This is a genomic window from Aliiroseovarius sediminilitoris, assembly GCF_900109955.1.
GTDB classification, from domain to species: Bacteria; Pseudomonadota; Alphaproteobacteria; order Rhodobacterales; family Rhodobacteraceae; genus Aliiroseovarius; species Aliiroseovarius sediminilitoris.
Genome location: NZ_FOJB01000001.1, coordinates 2,824,210 through 2,838,036 on the forward strand (window position 1 = coordinate 2,824,210; position 13,827 = coordinate 2,838,036).

Genomic DNA, 13,827 nt, shown 5'->3' on the forward strand with positions numbered 1-13,827 from the left:
GGTGCGCCGGGCGGGTATCTTATTGGGCTGCAATCTCGGCGTTGAAGGCCCAGTCGAGCCACGGCATCAAGGCGTCGACATCTGACGTCTCAACCGTGCCACCACACCAGATGCGCAGGCCGGGAGGGGCATCACGATAGGCACCGACATCCAGCGCCACACCTTCTGCTTCCAACCGTTTCGCAACGGACTTGGCAAAAGCCGCTCCGTCCTTGATGCGGTCATCGGTGAACTTCAGGCAGACCGAGGTGTTCGACAGCGTCGCCCGGTCATGGGCCAGGAAGTCGATCCAATCCCGCATCTCGACAAAATCCGCGATCGCCTTGGTGTTTGCATCCGCACGATGGATCAAACCCGCAAGCCCGCCAACCGAGCGCGCCCAATCCAGCGCGAACAAATAATCCTCGACCGCCAGCATGGACGGTGTGTTGATGGTCGCGCCGGTAAAGATGCCCTCGATCAGCTTGCCGCCCTTGGTCAGGCGGAAAATCTTCGGCAGCGGCCATGCGGGGGTATAGCTTTCCAAACGCTCCACTGCGCGCGGGGACAGGATCAGCATGCCATGTGCCGCCTCGCCGCCCAGAACTTTCTGCCAGCTAAACGTGGTCACATCCAGCTTGTCCCACGGCAGGTCCATTGCGAACGCAGCGGAAGTCGCGTCGCAAATGGTCAGCCCCTCGCGGTCTGTCGGGATCCAGTCACCATTCGGAACCCGCACCCCTGAGGTGGTGCCGTTCCATGTGAACACGACATCATTCGTGAAATCGACCGAAGTCAGGTCAGGCAACTCACCGTAATCGGCAGTCTTGGCAACAGCCTCCAGTTTCAACTGTTTGGTCACATCCGTAACCCAACCCGCGCCGAAACTTTCCCAAGCCAGCACCTCGACCCCGCGCGCGCCCAGAAGCGACCACAGCGCCATTTCCACTGCTCCGGTGTCCGAGGCAGGCACGATCCCGATCTTGTAATCGGCGGGGATGCCCAGAACCTCGCGCGTGCCTTCGATGGCGGCTTTCAGTTTGTCCTTGCCGACAGTCGCGCGATGCGAACGGCCAAGGGCGGCGTCCGACAAGGCATCCAGTGTCCATGTGGGGGGTTTGGCGCAGGGGCCAGATGAAAAGCGCGGATTGGCCGGCCGCGTCGCCGGTTGAGCAATATCAGTCATGATACCCTTCCAGATATAAGCCCCTCGTTGGGGAGGGGTGTCCCACGGATCGGACTAAGGGGGGAAACGCGCTGGCACAAGATGGAAAATGTCGCTATAGCCGCGCCGAGCGTCGGAAAATGACGTCGAATGTCTACGATCGGAAACTTTAGTATGTTCATCGCCACGCTACTGACTGCCCCCACCCAACCCCATCTTGATGCCGCTCTCGTTGAAAGCCTGCGCAATGCCTGGGGCGGCGGCGATGCCGATTGGCTGTCCCCGGACGAAGCCGCCGAGTTTCCCTTGCGCCAGATGCCCTCGAACCTCTGGGAGGTCTGGGAAGACCTGCAATCGCTGGGGGTCGATCTGGTCGTCCAGCCGATGGACGGGCGGCGCAAACGCATGCTTCTGGCGGATATGGATTCGACCATGATCCAGCAGGAATGCATCGACGAATTGGCAGACGAAGCCGGGGTCGGCGACCGCGTCAAGGACATCACCGCCCGTGCGATGAATGGCGAACTGGACTTCGATGGCGCCTTGACCGAACGAGTGAAGTTGCTGGAAGGTCTGCCCGAAACAGTCATCGGAAAAGTGCTGGACACACGCATCACTCTAACGCCGGGCGGGCAGGCACTCTTGGCCACGATGAAAGCCGGCGGGGCTTATGCCGCACTGGTATCAGGCGGGTTCACCGCATTCACAACCCATGTCGCGGACAGCCTCGGCTTTGACGAGCACCGCGCCAACAGGTTGCTGATTGAAGATGGCAAGCTGACTGGCAAGGTTGGTCTGCCCATTTTGGGTCGCGACGCGAAAGTGGCCGCGCTGGAAGAGATCTCGGCCCAGCTTGGCCTGATCCATGACGAGGTGATGGCGGTCGGCGACGGGGCCAACGATTTGGGTATGTTGGAACTGGCCGGCGCAGGCGTGGCGCTGCACGCCAAACCCTCAGTCGCGGCCCAATGTGACATTCGCATCAACCACGGCGACCTGACCGCGCTTCTCTATATACAAGGCTACGCCAAGGCTGACTTCGCAGGTGTTTGAACTGACGACTGAAATCACGCTGCTGTTGATTTGTGCGGCCTTTGTTGCCGGGTTCGTGGATGCAATCGCAGGCGGTGGCGGGCTGATCACCCTGCCTGCGCTCCTGCTGGCCGGGGTGCCACCCGTCACGGCGCTCGCGACTAATAAAATTCAAGGGCTGTTCGGCGCGGGGATGGCGGCCATCACCTATGCGCGTGCCGGGCATGTGAACCTGCGACGGCAATTGAAGCCGGCTGTCCTGTCTTTCTTCGCAGCTCTCTTTGGCGCGCTTTCGGTCAACGCGCTGCCCACCGACCTGATCCGGTGGATCCTGCCTGTTCTTCTGGTTGCGATCGCGCTTTTCTTCGCTCTGAAACCGGGGCTAGACGACACCGACCGCCACCAAAGGCTCACCCCTGCCGTTTTCTCGCTAACCCTCGTGCCGCTGATCGGATTTTACGATGGGCTGCTTGGCCCGGGCACCGGCGCGTTCTTCATGTTGGCCTTTGTCGCCATGGTGGGTCACGGCATCCTGCGCGCCACGGCGCACACAAAACTCCTGAATTTCGCCTCGAATGTCGGAGGGTTAGCCGGCTTCCTGATCGTGCTCTCACCGCTTTGGGCCATCGGGCTTGCGATGGGCGCAGCCCAGATCGCGGGGGCTTATCTTGGCTCCAGCCTTGCCTCGCGGATCGGCGCCCGATTAATCAAACCGCTTCTGGTCATCGCCTCGACTGCCATGGCGCTGAAACTTATAACAGACCTTCTTTAACCCGTTGCTTCTTCTGGCCTAAAATATCCTGGGGTGAATTGGCGCAGCCAAGAGGGGCAACGCCCCTCACGCCCTCAGCAATGCCGCACTCGGCCGGATTTCGCCGGCGTCCTGCCCCGCGCGGCTCTTCACCACCGGGTTCATTCGCTTCTTCACCATCGGATCGTCTGCATCCAACACACCCAAACTCACAAGGATCGTCGCAATCGCGCATTCCGACGCGCGCTCCGCCCCATCCATAATCTTCAGCGCCACGCCAAGCTCCTGCTCTGGCAGGATCGCGACAAAAAAGGCCTCCGCCCCGGTTTTCAGCGCAACCTTGCCCTTTGCCGCGCGCATCAACTCGGTGCACGCGCGGGTTTCGCCAGCCACCAGGTCCGGGTGCAACATCATCGCCTCGCGCAGTCGGACCGCCGCTCGCTGACGCGTGTCACCTCCGGGCTTGGCCCCGGCAAACGCCCCCATCGCACGCCCCATCCCTGCAAGGGTCGCGGCAAAATTCGGGGCTGAACAACCATCAATGCCGAAGCCGGGACTGGTTTCCCCCGTTATCTCTTCAAATGCAGCCTTGACCGCCTGCTGCACCGGATGGTCCAGATCGACATAATCCGCCCCGCCCCCCAGATGACGGCTGAGCGTCAGAAAGCCCGCATGTTTGCCTGAACAGTTGTTGTGAATCCGACAGGGGCTTGCATCCGCCTTGATCAGTTCGGTCCGGGTCTCGCGATCATCGGGCATCTGCGGCCCGCATAGCAGATCATCATTGCCAAGCCCCATATCCGACAGCCAGCGTGTCACGCGATCGGTATGGATCGCCGCCCCCTGATGGCTGGCGCAAGACAGCGCCAGTTGCTCGGTGGTCAGCCCGGCCGCATCCGCCGCGCCGCTTTCCACCAGTGGCAAAGCCTGCAACATCTTGGCCGAGGAGCGTGGCAAAATGACCTGATCGGGATCGCCCCAGCCATCCACGATGTCGCCCTTGGCGTTGCAAATGACAGCATGGCCATGGTGTTGGCTTTCAAGGACATCGCCACGCCAAACTTCGACAAGACGCTCTGAGTGACCCATTGGTTGCTCCTTTCGAAACGAAACGCGCGAAAAACCGCCGCAGGGGGGTTTTATTACTCGCGCATTTCGCGTTAAGCTTTAGAAACAGACTTGGAAACGACCCAAGCGCAACAGTCAAGGGCCGCGGCAGACGGTTGGGACACGCAAGGGCTTGAGGCAGAAGCAGCTGGAGGCTGTGTTAGACATGAAACGAATGATTTCAGGCGCGATTTGCGCACTGGGCCTGTCGCTGGCGGCGACGGGTGTTTTCGCTCAGGAAAGCTCGAACCGGGTCGCTGCAAACACCGATTGGAGTGTGTTTGTCGAAGACAACCCGACAGAATGTTGGAGCGTTTCGAGTCCGAAAGAAACCGTGAACACAAGAAACGGGCGTTCGGTTGCGGTGAAACGCGGCGATATACTGCTGTTCGTCAGCTACCGCCCCACCGCGAAGGTAAACGGCGAAGTGTCGTTCACCGGCGGCTATCCGTTCGCACCGGGATCCACCGTATCGCTTGTGATTGGCGATGCGACCTTTCAGCTGTTCACGGATGGCGAATGGGCCTGGTCGGCGTCGAAGGACGATGACGCCAAGATCATTGCAGCCATGAAACGTGGCGCAAGTGCGGTTGCGAACGCAGAAAGCGCGCGTGGGACCAAAACACAGGATACATTCAGCCTGCTTGGATTCACCGCCGCCGTTGAAGAAGCTGGAAAACGCTGCGGCAGTTAAGCCGTCTGGTCTTCACGACATTCTGACACGCCATGGGGCATTCCATGGCGTGACAATCAGCGTTTGGTCCATTATAGACTGCCGGCTTGCACAGAATGGAACGCACCATGGAACCGACCGCCCCGATCACTCAGGATGTTATGACCATCCCACGCAAAGTCGACGAAGGTGGCAAACGCAACCTCGTCGGCCTGACGCGTGATCAATTGCGTGATGTGCTGATCGCCGTCGGCACGCCGGAAAAACAGGCGAAGATGCGGACCGGGCAGGTCTGGCAGTGGATTTACCAATGGGGTGTGCGTGACTTCGATGCCATGACCAACCTCGCCAAGACCTATCGCTTGCTTCTGGCCGAACATTTCGTGATCGAGATTCCCGAAGTCGTAACCCGCCAAGTGTCCGAAGATGGCACACGAAAATATCTTGTCCGCATCGCAGGCGGGCACGAGGTCGAGGTCGTCTATATCCCCGAGGAGGGTCGCGGAACGCTGTGCATCAGTTCGCAAGTCGGCTGCACCCTGACCTGTTCTTTCTGCCACACAGGCACGCAGAAACTGGTGCGCAACCTGACCTCGGCCGAGATTGTCGGGCAGATCATGGTCGCGCGCGACGATCTGGATGAATGGCCCGAACCCGGTGCCCCCAAGGATGAAACCCGTCTGCTGTCCAACATCGTGCTGATGGGCATGGGCGAGCCGCTTTATAATTTCGAAAACGTGCGCGACGCGATGCTGATCGCGATGGACCCGGAAGGCATTCAGCTGTCGCGCCGTCGGATCACTTTGTCCACGTCCGGCGTGGTCCCCGAAATCGCCCGCACTGCCGAAGAAATCGGCTGCCTTCTGGCGATCAGCTTCCACGCCACAACAGACGAGGTGCGCGACAAGCTGGTGCCGATCAACAAGCGCTGGAATATCGAGGAGTTGCTAAGCTCGCTGGCGACTTATCCCAAAGTCTCGAATTCAGAACGGATCACGTTTGAATATGTGATGCTGGACGGCGTGAATGACAGTGATGATGACGCGCATCGTCTGATCGACCACATCAAGCGCCACAACATCCCCGCCAAGATCAACCTGATCCCGTTCAACGAATGGCCGGGCGCACCTTACAAACGGTCATCGAACAACCGCATCCGCGCGTTTGCGAACATCATCTATCAGGCGGGCTACGCGAGTCCTATCCGCAAAACGCGGGGCGAAGATATCATGGCCGCTTGTGGACAGTTGAAATCGGCAACCGAACGCGCGCGGAAATCGAAGCGCCAGATCGAGGCAGAGGCAGGCTTGGGCGAATAACTGCCCATGATCCGGTATAGTTGGCAGATTTCGCGTGATCGCGTAGCATTGCCCCTGTGTGATGCAGACCAGTTCGGCCCGCATCACCTCTGGATAAAGGGAGATTTCGCATGAGCTATGTTCAAGGATTCCTCATCCCTGTGCCGATCGACAAAAAGGACGCCTATCGCGACCTTGCGGCCCAGTCCGCGCCGATATTTCAGGAATACGGCGCAACCCGAATTGTCGAGACATGGAGCGAGACGACACCAGACGGCAAGGTCACGGACTTTAAGCGCGCCGTCAAAGCGACGCCTGATGAAGCGGTTGTATTCTCGTGGATCGAATGGCCCGACAAAGACACCTGCGAGGCTGCCGCAAAACGCATGGAATCCGACCCGCGCTGGAAAGAGATGGCCCAGATGCCATTTGACGGCAAACGCATGATCTGGGCCGGGTTCGACCCGATTTTTGAAGTCGAAAGCTGATACAGACCGGCCCGAAAGGTGTTACCGCCCCGGAATATCCGTGCGCTTGCCCGGATTGTCCCAGCCGTCGATCACCTCAATCGCTTCCTGCGCGGTTTCGACGAAACGGAACAGGTCCAGATCGTCGGGGCTGATCGTGCCTGCGTCGGCCAAGGCCTCCCAATTCACAATCCGGGTCCAGAATTCGCGGCCGAACAGCAGGAACGGAACACGTTTCATGCGCCCGGTCTGGATCAGGGTCAGGCTTTCGAACATTTCGTCCAGCGTGCCGAAGCCGCCGGGGAAGATGGCGATCGCCTCGGCGCGCATCAGGAAGTGCATTTTGCGGATGGCGAAATAGTGAAAGTTGAAACACAGGTCGGGCGTCACGTATTCATTCGGCGCCTGTTCATGCGGCAACACGATGTTCAGGCCGATGGACACGCCACCCGCATCAGCCGCGCCGCGGTTCCCGGCTTCCATCACACCTGGCCCGCCACCGGTGACGATCACATTTTCGCGGTGGTTGTTCACTTTGGAACGCAGGGTCATAAGCCGCGCAAACTCGCGCGCCTCATCATAAAACCGTGACAGATCGGCCAGCGTCTGGGTCCGCGCCGTGTCCTTCTTGGCAGGCTCGGGAATGCGCGCGCCACCAAACAGGACAACAGTGCTGTCCACCCCATATTCCTGCATCAACAGTTCAGGTTTCATCAGTTCCAACTGCCAGCGCACTGGGCGCAGGTCGTCGCGGCACATGAATTCCTGGTCGTCATAGGCCAGCTTATAGGCCTGCGCGCGCGTCTGCGGCGTATCTGGCGTGTGATGGGCGGCCTTGCGATCCTGTTCGCTGTCGCGGAACGGGTGGTTGCGTTCGTCTTTCATGCTCACTGATCCTGTCACTAATGCGTTCTTCCAAGAGCTATCGCCTTTGACGATGAAGAACCAGTGTTGCGTTTTCACCTTGGCGCGACCGAGTCGCGAAGGCGCAATTCATTGCACAAACCTTCGTTCCCGCTTATAGCCCAATCGAAACCAATTTCGCCCAACGCCAAGCACGGAGCCTCTTCCCATGTCGAATGCCCAACTCGAAGCCGCCATCGAAGCCGCCTGGGAGGCGCGCGATACAATCACCCCCAGCACCACCGGCGAAACTCGTGAAGCCATCGAAGACACGTTGAACGCGCTTGATGGCGGCGGGCTGCGCGTGGCGGAACGTCAGAAGAACGGTGACTGGCATGTGAACCAGTGGGCGAAAAAAGCCGTGCTGCTTGGGTTCCGACTGAAGGACATGGAACAGCACGACGGTGGCCCACAAGGCGCGGGATGGTGGGACAAGGTCGACAGCAAGTTCAAAGGCTGGGGCGATAATCAGTGGAAGGCCGCAGGTTTTCGCGCGGTTCCGAACTGCATCGTGCGCAAATCTGCCTTTATCGCGCCCGGCGTCGTCCTGATGCCCAGCTTCGTGAACCTTGGTGCCTATGTGGATGAAGGCACGATGGTTGACACGTGGGCGACGGTCGGCTCCTGCGCCCAGATCGGCAAGAACGTGCACCTGTCGGGCGGTGTCGGCATCGGTGGCGTGCTGGAACCCATGCAGGCTGGCCCGACGATCATCGAAGACAATTGCTTCATCGGCGCGCGGTCAGAGGTGGTCGAAGGCTGCATCGTGCGCGAAGGATCGGTGCTTGGCATGGGCGTGTTCATTGGCCAATCGACCAAGATCGTCGACCGCGAAACCGGCGACATCATGTATGGCGAAGTGCCCCCCTATTCGGTTGTGGTCGCAGGCTCCATGCCCTCAAAAAACGGGATCAACCTGTATTGTGCCGTGATCGTGAAACGGGTCGACGCCAAGACCCGCTCGAAAACCGGGATCAACGACCTGCTGCGCGATTGACGACGGCATATCTGCATTCCAGGGCGCGCCGCAGACAGTCGGCGCGCCCTTTTTCGTAGCTTTTGACAAAAAAAAGTGACGTATTTCCCGCTCTCCTGCGTATCACCTTCGAACAATGGGAGGTTATCATGGTACGTATATTGCTACTCAGTGGTCTGATTGCCGTCGGTTTTGCCGCCGAAGCCGCACAGACTCGCAGCGCGCAACCCCCTTCGGCCTGCACATATTCAGTCTGAACCGGCAAGGCTTGATCCCGGCGCGGATGCAGCCTAAGCCCGGCGCATGGAAAAAGAGAAAAAACCGAAAAAACCGCATCAGGTCTATACCCTGCTGGTCGAGGTTGGTCGCAAAGACGGGGACGGGCTGCCCGAGGGCGCGACTGGTGCTGCATTGGTTTGCTATGCCTCGGGCGTGGACGAGGCCGAAGCGGTGCGCGAAACTGTCGCCATCCTGAAGCAGGCCGATCTGGCGCCGCTGGATGTAAACGGCTATGGGAGTCTGGATGAGCGTCTGGCCGAAGGTCATGACATTCCCGGAGACGAGCGCACCCTGATGGGCCGGGCGCTCAAGGAAAACAGCGTGATCGTTGCCCAGATGACCCCGTTTTTTGACGAGGACAGCTAGATGGGCACCGTTTTCTGGGACCTTGATGGCACCTTGACCGACCCGAAACGCGGCATCACCGGCAGCGTTGTGAAAGCGCTTCGCGAACTTGGGTTGGACGCGCCTTCGCCTGACAATCTGGAATGGGTGATCGGCCCTGCCCTGTTGTGGAGTTTCGAAAAGCTCGGCACGCCGGACCCCCAGACCGCGCTGGAACATTACAGGGTGTTTTATGAAGATAAGGGCGGCATGTATGATTGCACCGTCTACGACAGGATCCCCGAGGCGTTGACCACCATCGGCGCGCGTCACGTGATGCACATCGCCACCGCGAAACCCCACGCCTATGCCCGGAAGATCACGGCTCATTTTGGGTTGTCGAAATTCATGGCTCAAGAATTCGGCCCCGAGTTGGACGGCACTCGCAATGACAAAGCCGAGTTGCTGGCTTATGCCCTGACGCAGACCGGGGATGATCCGGCGCACTGCATCATGATCGGGGATCGGCACTATGACCTGAACGCCGCCCGTGCCGTCGGCATGAAGTTTGTTGCGGTCGCATGGGGTTATGGCGGAGCGGACGATCTGTCAGATGCAGATGCCCATGTGAACACACCCGGTGAACTGCCGGGTATTGTCGATCAGTTCTTGGCTTAGAAACTACCGATCACTCGGTCCGTACAATGGTCAGGAATTGATCCGGCAGGTTGGTGTCCGGTTCAATCAACGCAAGCAGCGGGATGGTGATTTCGGCGGTTTTTCCGTCCTCTGACAATATGCCATTGGTCTCGACAATTTCCTTGCCGGTGATTGTCATATGGATGCGGCGGCCCTGAAAGGCCTGTTGCAGCATTCCCATCATCGACGGATCCACACCGCTTTCGGCAGCGGCCTGCTTCACCTCGGCCAGATCAAAGATCAGCCTAACATAGGGGCCATCCATCCGTTCAATGGTAACACCTTGATTGTGGTTCACTCCGCCACTCGCTGCATTCTGTTTGCCGGTCTCGATCTCGGCAATCAGATTGTCTATCGTGTCGGTCTTTTCCACCCGGCAACTGAACGACCCGTCTGCATTCGGTGTACCGACGCCTTCCTCGCACGGGTCTTGCCCGCTCTGGACGATCATTCCGTACATCTCTGGTCCCAAAATCATATGCGCCGACATGGTTGCCGTTTCATCGTCATGCACGACAAAATCCAGATCGGCGTTGAAGCAGGCCGACAGGGGAAGGACAACCAAAAAGAACAGTAGTTTTTTCATAGAAGGCTCCGAAACGGCCAGAAAGGGTTGCACGCAGGTTAGAACGGCCCCCACCCAAGGTCCAGCCTGACCATTGCAACACACCTCGGCGACCACAGATTGCCCTGCCCCCACCAACCTATTACAGATGTTGGAAAGGAGCACGCAAACATGCCCGACACATCCCATACACCGGTCGACCCGGTGGCCCTGACACAGCAACTGGTGCAATGCCCATCAGTGACACCGGAAGAAGGTGGGGCATTGCGATTGCTTGAGAAACTGTTGTCGGATGCGGGCTTTGCCTGCACCCGGATCGACCGGGGCGGCGTGTCGAACCTGTTTGCCCGATGGGGCTCGGGAAATGCCCGCACGCTGGGCTTCAACGGCCATACAGACGTGGTACCGGTGGGCGACGCGGATGCCTGGACCGTTGACCCTTTCGGGGCGGAAATTCGGGACGGGTATCTTTACGGGCGTGGCGCGACGGACATGAAATCCGGCGTGGCCGCATGGGTCGCCGCAGCCATTGATTTTGTGGCGGATGCGCCCGAAAACGCCTCGCTGGTCATCACCATCACCGGCGACGAAGAAGGCGACGCCACCGATGGCACGACCGCCATTCTGGATTGGATGGCCGATACGGGCGAGGGTATGGACGACTGCATCGTTGGCGAACCAACCAGCCCAGACATAATGGGCGAAATGATGAAAATCGGGCGGCGCGGGTCGATGACGACGTTTTTCACGGCGCGCGGTGTGCAGGGCCATTCCGCCTATCCCCACCGCGCTCTGAACCCGGTGCCCGCGCTGGCGCAGTTGATCGCCGACCTTACAGGGCACGAGATGGACAAGGGCACCGACCATTTCGACGCTTCGACTTTGGCGGTGACGACCTTTGACACCGGAAACCCTGCCACCAACGTCATTCCTGCCGAATGCAAGGCGACAGTGAACATCCGCTTCAACGATGCCCACACTTCAGACGACCTGATCCAATGGCTCGCCACGGAAGCCACCCGCGTTGGCAAGGCCACCGGCGTTGATATCGAGATGACTACAAAAGTGTCGGGCGAAAGTTTCATCACGCCACCCGGCGCGCTTTCGGATCTTGTTGCCAATGCGGTCGAAGCCGAGGTCGGACGACGGCCAGAAGCGTCCACAACCGGCGGCACCTCCGACGCACGCTTCGTCAAGAATATCTGCCCAGTCGTCGAGTTTGGCCTTGTCGGCAGAACCATGCATCAGGTGGACGAACGGGTGGAAGTGGCCCAGATCGGACAGCTGAAAACCATATATTCACGCATTATCCGGGATTATTTTGCATGAGCCAGATCCCTACCAAACAGGACATCCTGAACTGGATTTCCGAAAACCCGACCCAAACCGGCAAGCGCGACATCGCGCGGGCCTTCGGGATCAAGGGGGCAGCGCGCATCGACCTGAAACGCCTGCTGAAAGAGTTGGAAGCCGAAGGCCATCTGGCAAAGCGCGGCAAGACCTACCGTGACCCTGACAAACTCCCGCCCGTCGCGGTTCTGCGGGTGGACGCAGCCGATGCCGACGGCGACATGTATGCCACGCCGATGGAATGGGCAGGCGAAGGGGCCGTCCCCCGCGCGCTTCTGGTGATGAAAAGCTCGGACCCCGCGTTGGAACAAGGCGAGCGTATTCTGGCTCGCATGACCGAAGTGCAGGACGAGCCCTATGGCTACGAGGCGCGGCTGATCCGTCGCATCGGCACCAATCCGATCCGCATTCTGGGCATCTATCGAAAAGGGTCGGACGGCGGACGTATCGTGCCGGTCGACAAGGGGCAGGACAAGGAATGGCGGGTCGACCCCGGTGCCGATGAAGGCGCGAAAGATGGCGAACTGGTCGAGGCACAGCAATCCGGTCCGAAATCCCGTATGGGCTTGCCGCGCGCGCGTATTGTCGCCCGGCTGGGCGATCCGACCGCCCCCAAGGCGGTGAGTCTTATCGCGATCCACCAACATGGTATCCCCGACGCGTTTCCAGACAACGTGATTGAAGAAGCCGACGCGATGAAACCTGCGGGACTGAAAGGGCGCGAAGACCTGCGCCACCTGCCGCTGATCACCATCGACCCTTCGGATGCCCGTGACCATGATGATGCCTGCTATGCGCACGCTGACGACAACCCGAAAAACCCCGGCGGCCATGTGGTCTGGGTCGCCATAGCGGATGTCGCGCATTACGTGACCCCCGGCTCGGATCTGGATTTCGAGGCCCGACGGCGCGGCAACTCGACCTATTTCCCCGACCGTGTGGTGCCGATGCTGCCTGACCGGCTGTCAGGCGATCTGTGCAGCCTGCACGAAGGCGTGCCGCGCGCTTGTATCGCCGTGCGTATGGTGCTGGACGCACAAGGGCACAAACTCAGCCACAGCTTCATTCGCGGGCTGATGAAGTCCCACGCGTCGCTGAATTATGCCGAGGTTCAGGCCGCGCAGGACGGAAACCCCAACGAGAAATGCGCGCCTTTGATGGACGATGTCATCGCGCCACTATTTGCCGCGTATGAAGTGACCAAACAGGCGCGTGCATCACGCCAACCGCTGGATTTGGACCTGCCAGAACGAAAGATCATTCTGGACGACGAAGGCAAGGTCACATCGGTCGCCTTTGCCGAACGGTTCGACGCGCACCGTTTGATCGAGGAATTCATGATCCTTGCCAATGTCGCCGCCGCCGAAGAACTGACCCGCTTGCGTCGCCCGCTTTTGTTCCGGGTTCACGAAGAACCAAGCCCCGAGAAGCTGGAGGCGCTGCGTGAGGTCGCACAAGCGTCCGGGTTCACGTTGGCCAAGGGACAAGTGCTGAAAACCCGCCACTTGAACAACCTGCTGGCTCAGGCTCAGGACACCGAGTTTGACGAACTGGTTAACCTGTCCACCCTAAGATCAATGTCGCAAGCCTATTATTATCCCGAGAATTTCGGGCATTTCGGGCTGGCGCTGCAATCTTATGCGCATTTCACATCGCCCATCCGGCGCTATTCCGACCTGATCGTGCACCGCGCCCTGATCTCTGGCCATGGCTGGGGCAAGGATGGCCTTAGCCCCGAGGATATCGAACGGCTCGAGGCCACGGCCCAGCACATCTCGGAAACCGAGCGGCGGTCGATGGCCGCCGAACGTGACACCACCGACCGCTATCTGGCGGCCTTTCTGGCCGAACGGGTCGGCAACGAGTTTACCGGGCGCGTGTCCGGCATCGCGCGGTTTGGCCTGTTCGTGAAACTGGACGAGACAGGTGCCGACGGGCTGGTGCCCATCAGTTCGCTGGGCAACGAGTATTTCCGCCATGATAAAGACGAACAGGTGCTGGTGGGCGAGCGGTCCGGGTTGGTGATCGGTCTTGGACAACGCGTGACCGTCCGACTGGCCGAAGCCATTCCCACGACCGGCGGGCTGACACTTGAACTTCTGAACATTGAAGGGCGCAAACTGACCCCTGGCAGAACCCGCAAAGGCGGGAAGTCGGCGCCAAGGAAACCCATGACCACAAAGCGGGAATCCGCGAAGACAAAAAAGAAAGTGAAGCGATCTCGTAAGTAGTTGTTAAGGTCCAGGTGGGACAATGGGT

General features: G+C 59.6%; 14 protein-coding genes. 10 read left to right on the plus strand and 4 right to left on the minus strand.

Annotated elements, in window-relative coordinates; genetic code table 11:
* Positions 1-19: 19 nt before the first annotated feature.
* Complete coding sequence (locus BMY55_RS13905) at positions 20-1,165, minus strand: phosphoserine transaminase (protein ID WP_091431501.1); 1,146 nt, start codon at positions 1,163-1,165, stop codon at positions 20-22.
* Positions 1,166-1,318: 153 nt separating this feature from the next.
* Between BMY55_RS13905 and serB the strand changes: the two genes are divergently transcribed.
* Together serB and BMY55_RS13915 are read left to right on the plus strand one after the other, a co-directional pair.
* Complete coding sequence (serB, locus tag BMY55_RS13910) at positions 1,319-2,197, plus strand: phosphoserine phosphatase SerB (protein WP_091431502.1); 879 nt, start codon at positions 1,319-1,321, stop codon at positions 2,195-2,197.
* The gene (locus BMY55_RS13915) at positions 2,190-2,948 is read left to right on the plus strand and encodes a TSUP family transporter (RefSeq protein WP_091431504.1); all 759 of its coding nucleotides are present in this window, start codon (positions 2,190-2,192) and stop codon (positions 2,946-2,948) included. Before serB ends, BMY55_RS13915 begins: the two co-directional genes overlap by 8 nt.
* Positions 2,949-3,014: 66 nt before the next feature.
* On the opposite strand, the gene BMY55_RS13920 is transcribed toward BMY55_RS13915, so the two are convergent.
* Positions 3,015-4,016, minus strand: coding sequence for an asparaginase (locus BMY55_RS13920; protein ID WP_091431506.1), 1,002 nt, complete (start codon positions 4,014-4,016; stop codon positions 3,015-3,017).
* 184 nt (positions 4,017-4,200) lie between these two features.
* On the opposite strand from BMY55_RS13920, the gene BMY55_RS13925 reads away from it, so the two are divergent.
* From BMY55_RS13925 to BMY55_RS13935, 3 genes are all read left to right on the plus strand, one after another.
* The gene (locus tag BMY55_RS13925; protein WP_091431508.1) at positions 4,201-4,728 is read left to right on the plus strand and encodes an invasion associated locus B family protein; all 528 of its coding nucleotides are present in this window, start codon (positions 4,201-4,203) and stop codon (positions 4,726-4,728) included.
* A gap of 107 nt (positions 4,729-4,835) precedes the next feature.
* Entirely contained in the window at positions 4,836-6,026 is a 1,191-nt protein-coding gene (gene rlmN / locus BMY55_RS13930; RefSeq protein ID WP_091432648.1) for a 23S rRNA (adenine(2503)-C(2))-methyltransferase RlmN, read from the plus strand.
* 110 nt (positions 6,027-6,136) lie between these two features.
* A complete protein-coding gene (locus BMY55_RS13935) occupies positions 6,137-6,493 on the plus strand; it encodes a DUF1428 domain-containing protein (RefSeq protein ID WP_091431509.1) in 357 nt (118 codons plus the stop codon).
* A gap of 21 nt (positions 6,494-6,514) precedes the next feature.
* Here the strand turns inward: BMY55_RS13935 and BMY55_RS13940 are convergent, their stop codons facing one another.
* Positions 6,515-7,357 (minus strand): LOG family protein, encoded by an 843-nt coding sequence (locus BMY55_RS13940; RefSeq protein WP_091431512.1) that lies wholly within the window; start codon positions 7,355-7,357, stop codon positions 6,515-6,517.
* A 187-nt stretch (positions 7,358-7,544) separates the two neighbouring features.
* Between BMY55_RS13940 and dapD the strand changes: the two genes are divergently transcribed.
* From dapD to BMY55_RS13955, 3 genes are all read left to right on the plus strand, one after another.
* Complete coding sequence (dapD, locus tag BMY55_RS13945; RefSeq protein ID WP_091431514.1) at positions 7,545-8,372, plus strand: 2,3,4,5-tetrahydropyridine-2,6-dicarboxylate N-succinyltransferase; 828 nt, start codon at positions 7,545-7,547, stop codon at positions 8,370-8,372.
* Positions 8,373-8,654: 282 nt separating this feature from the next.
* Positions 8,655-8,996, plus strand: a complete 342-nt coding sequence (locus BMY55_RS13950; RefSeq protein ID WP_091431516.1) for a hypothetical protein — start codon at positions 8,655-8,657, stop codon at positions 8,994-8,996.
* Entirely contained in the window at positions 8,997-9,632 is a 636-nt protein-coding gene (locus BMY55_RS13955; RefSeq protein WP_091431518.1) for an HAD hydrolase-like protein, read from the plus strand.
* Positions 9,633-9,642: 10 nt separating this feature from the next.
* Here the strand turns inward: BMY55_RS13955 and BMY55_RS13960 are convergent, their stop codons facing one another.
* Entirely contained in the window at positions 9,643-10,239 is a 597-nt protein-coding gene (locus BMY55_RS13960; RefSeq protein WP_091431520.1) for a hypothetical protein, read from the minus strand.
* A gap of 150 nt (positions 10,240-10,389) precedes the next feature.
* Between BMY55_RS13960 and dapE the strand changes: the two genes are divergently transcribed.
* Both dapE and rnr read left to right on the plus strand, forming a co-directional pair.
* Positions 10,390-11,547 (plus strand): succinyl-diaminopimelate desuccinylase, encoded by a 1,158-nt coding sequence (dapE, locus tag BMY55_RS13965; protein ID WP_091431521.1) that lies wholly within the window; start codon positions 10,390-10,392, stop codon positions 11,545-11,547.
* Entirely contained in the window at positions 11,544-13,799 is a 2,256-nt protein-coding gene (gene rnr, locus BMY55_RS13970) for a ribonuclease R (RefSeq protein WP_091431523.1), read from the plus strand. The genes dapE and rnr overlap by 4 nt, the downstream gene beginning before the upstream one ends.
* The last annotated feature ends 28 nt before the right edge of the window (positions 13,800-13,827 follow it).

Excerpts from the sequence above, each read along its gene's own strand:
- BMY55_RS13905 (WP_091431501.1), bottom strand. The coding sequence starts at position 1,165 with ATGACTGATATTGCTCAACCGGCGACGCGGCCGGCCAATCCGCGCTTT.
- serB (WP_091431502.1), top strand. The coding sequence starts at position 1,319 with ATGTTCATCGCCACGCTACTGACTGCCCCCACCCAACCCCATCTTGAT.
- BMY55_RS13920 (WP_091431506.1), bottom strand. The coding sequence starts at position 4,016 with ATGGGTCACTCAGAGCGTCTTGTCGAAGTTTGGCGTGGCGATGTCCTT.
- BMY55_RS13925 (WP_091431508.1), top strand. The coding sequence starts at position 4,201 with ATGAAACGAATGATTTCAGGCGCGATTTGCGCACTGGGCCTGTCGCTG.
- rlmN (WP_091432648.1), top strand. The coding sequence starts at position 4,836 with ATGGAACCGACCGCCCCGATCACTCAGGATGTTATGACCATCCCACGC.
- BMY55_RS13935 (WP_091431509.1), top strand. The coding sequence starts at position 6,137 with ATGAGCTATGTTCAAGGATTCCTCATCCCTGTGCCGATCGACAAAAAG.
- BMY55_RS13940 (WP_091431512.1), bottom strand. The coding sequence starts at position 7,357 with ATGAAAGACGAACGCAACCACCCGTTCCGCGACAGCGAACAGGATCGC.
- dapD (WP_091431514.1), top strand. The coding sequence starts at position 7,545 with ATGTCGAATGCCCAACTCGAAGCCGCCATCGAAGCCGCCTGGGAGGCG.
- BMY55_RS13950 (WP_091431516.1), top strand. The coding sequence starts at position 8,655 with ATGGAAAAAGAGAAAAAACCGAAAAAACCGCATCAGGTCTATACCCTG.
- BMY55_RS13955 (WP_091431518.1), top strand. The coding sequence starts at position 8,997 with ATGGGCACCGTTTTCTGGGACCTTGATGGCACCTTGACCGACCCGAAA.
- BMY55_RS13960 (WP_091431520.1), bottom strand. The coding sequence starts at position 10,239 with ATGAAAAAACTACTGTTCTTTTTGGTTGTCCTTCCCCTGTCGGCCTGC.
- dapE (WP_091431521.1), top strand. The coding sequence starts at position 10,390 with ATGCCCGACACATCCCATACACCGGTCGACCCGGTGGCCCTGACACAG.
- rnr (WP_091431523.1), top strand. The coding sequence starts at position 11,544 with ATGAGCCAGATCCCTACCAAACAGGACATCCTGAACTGGATTTCCGAA.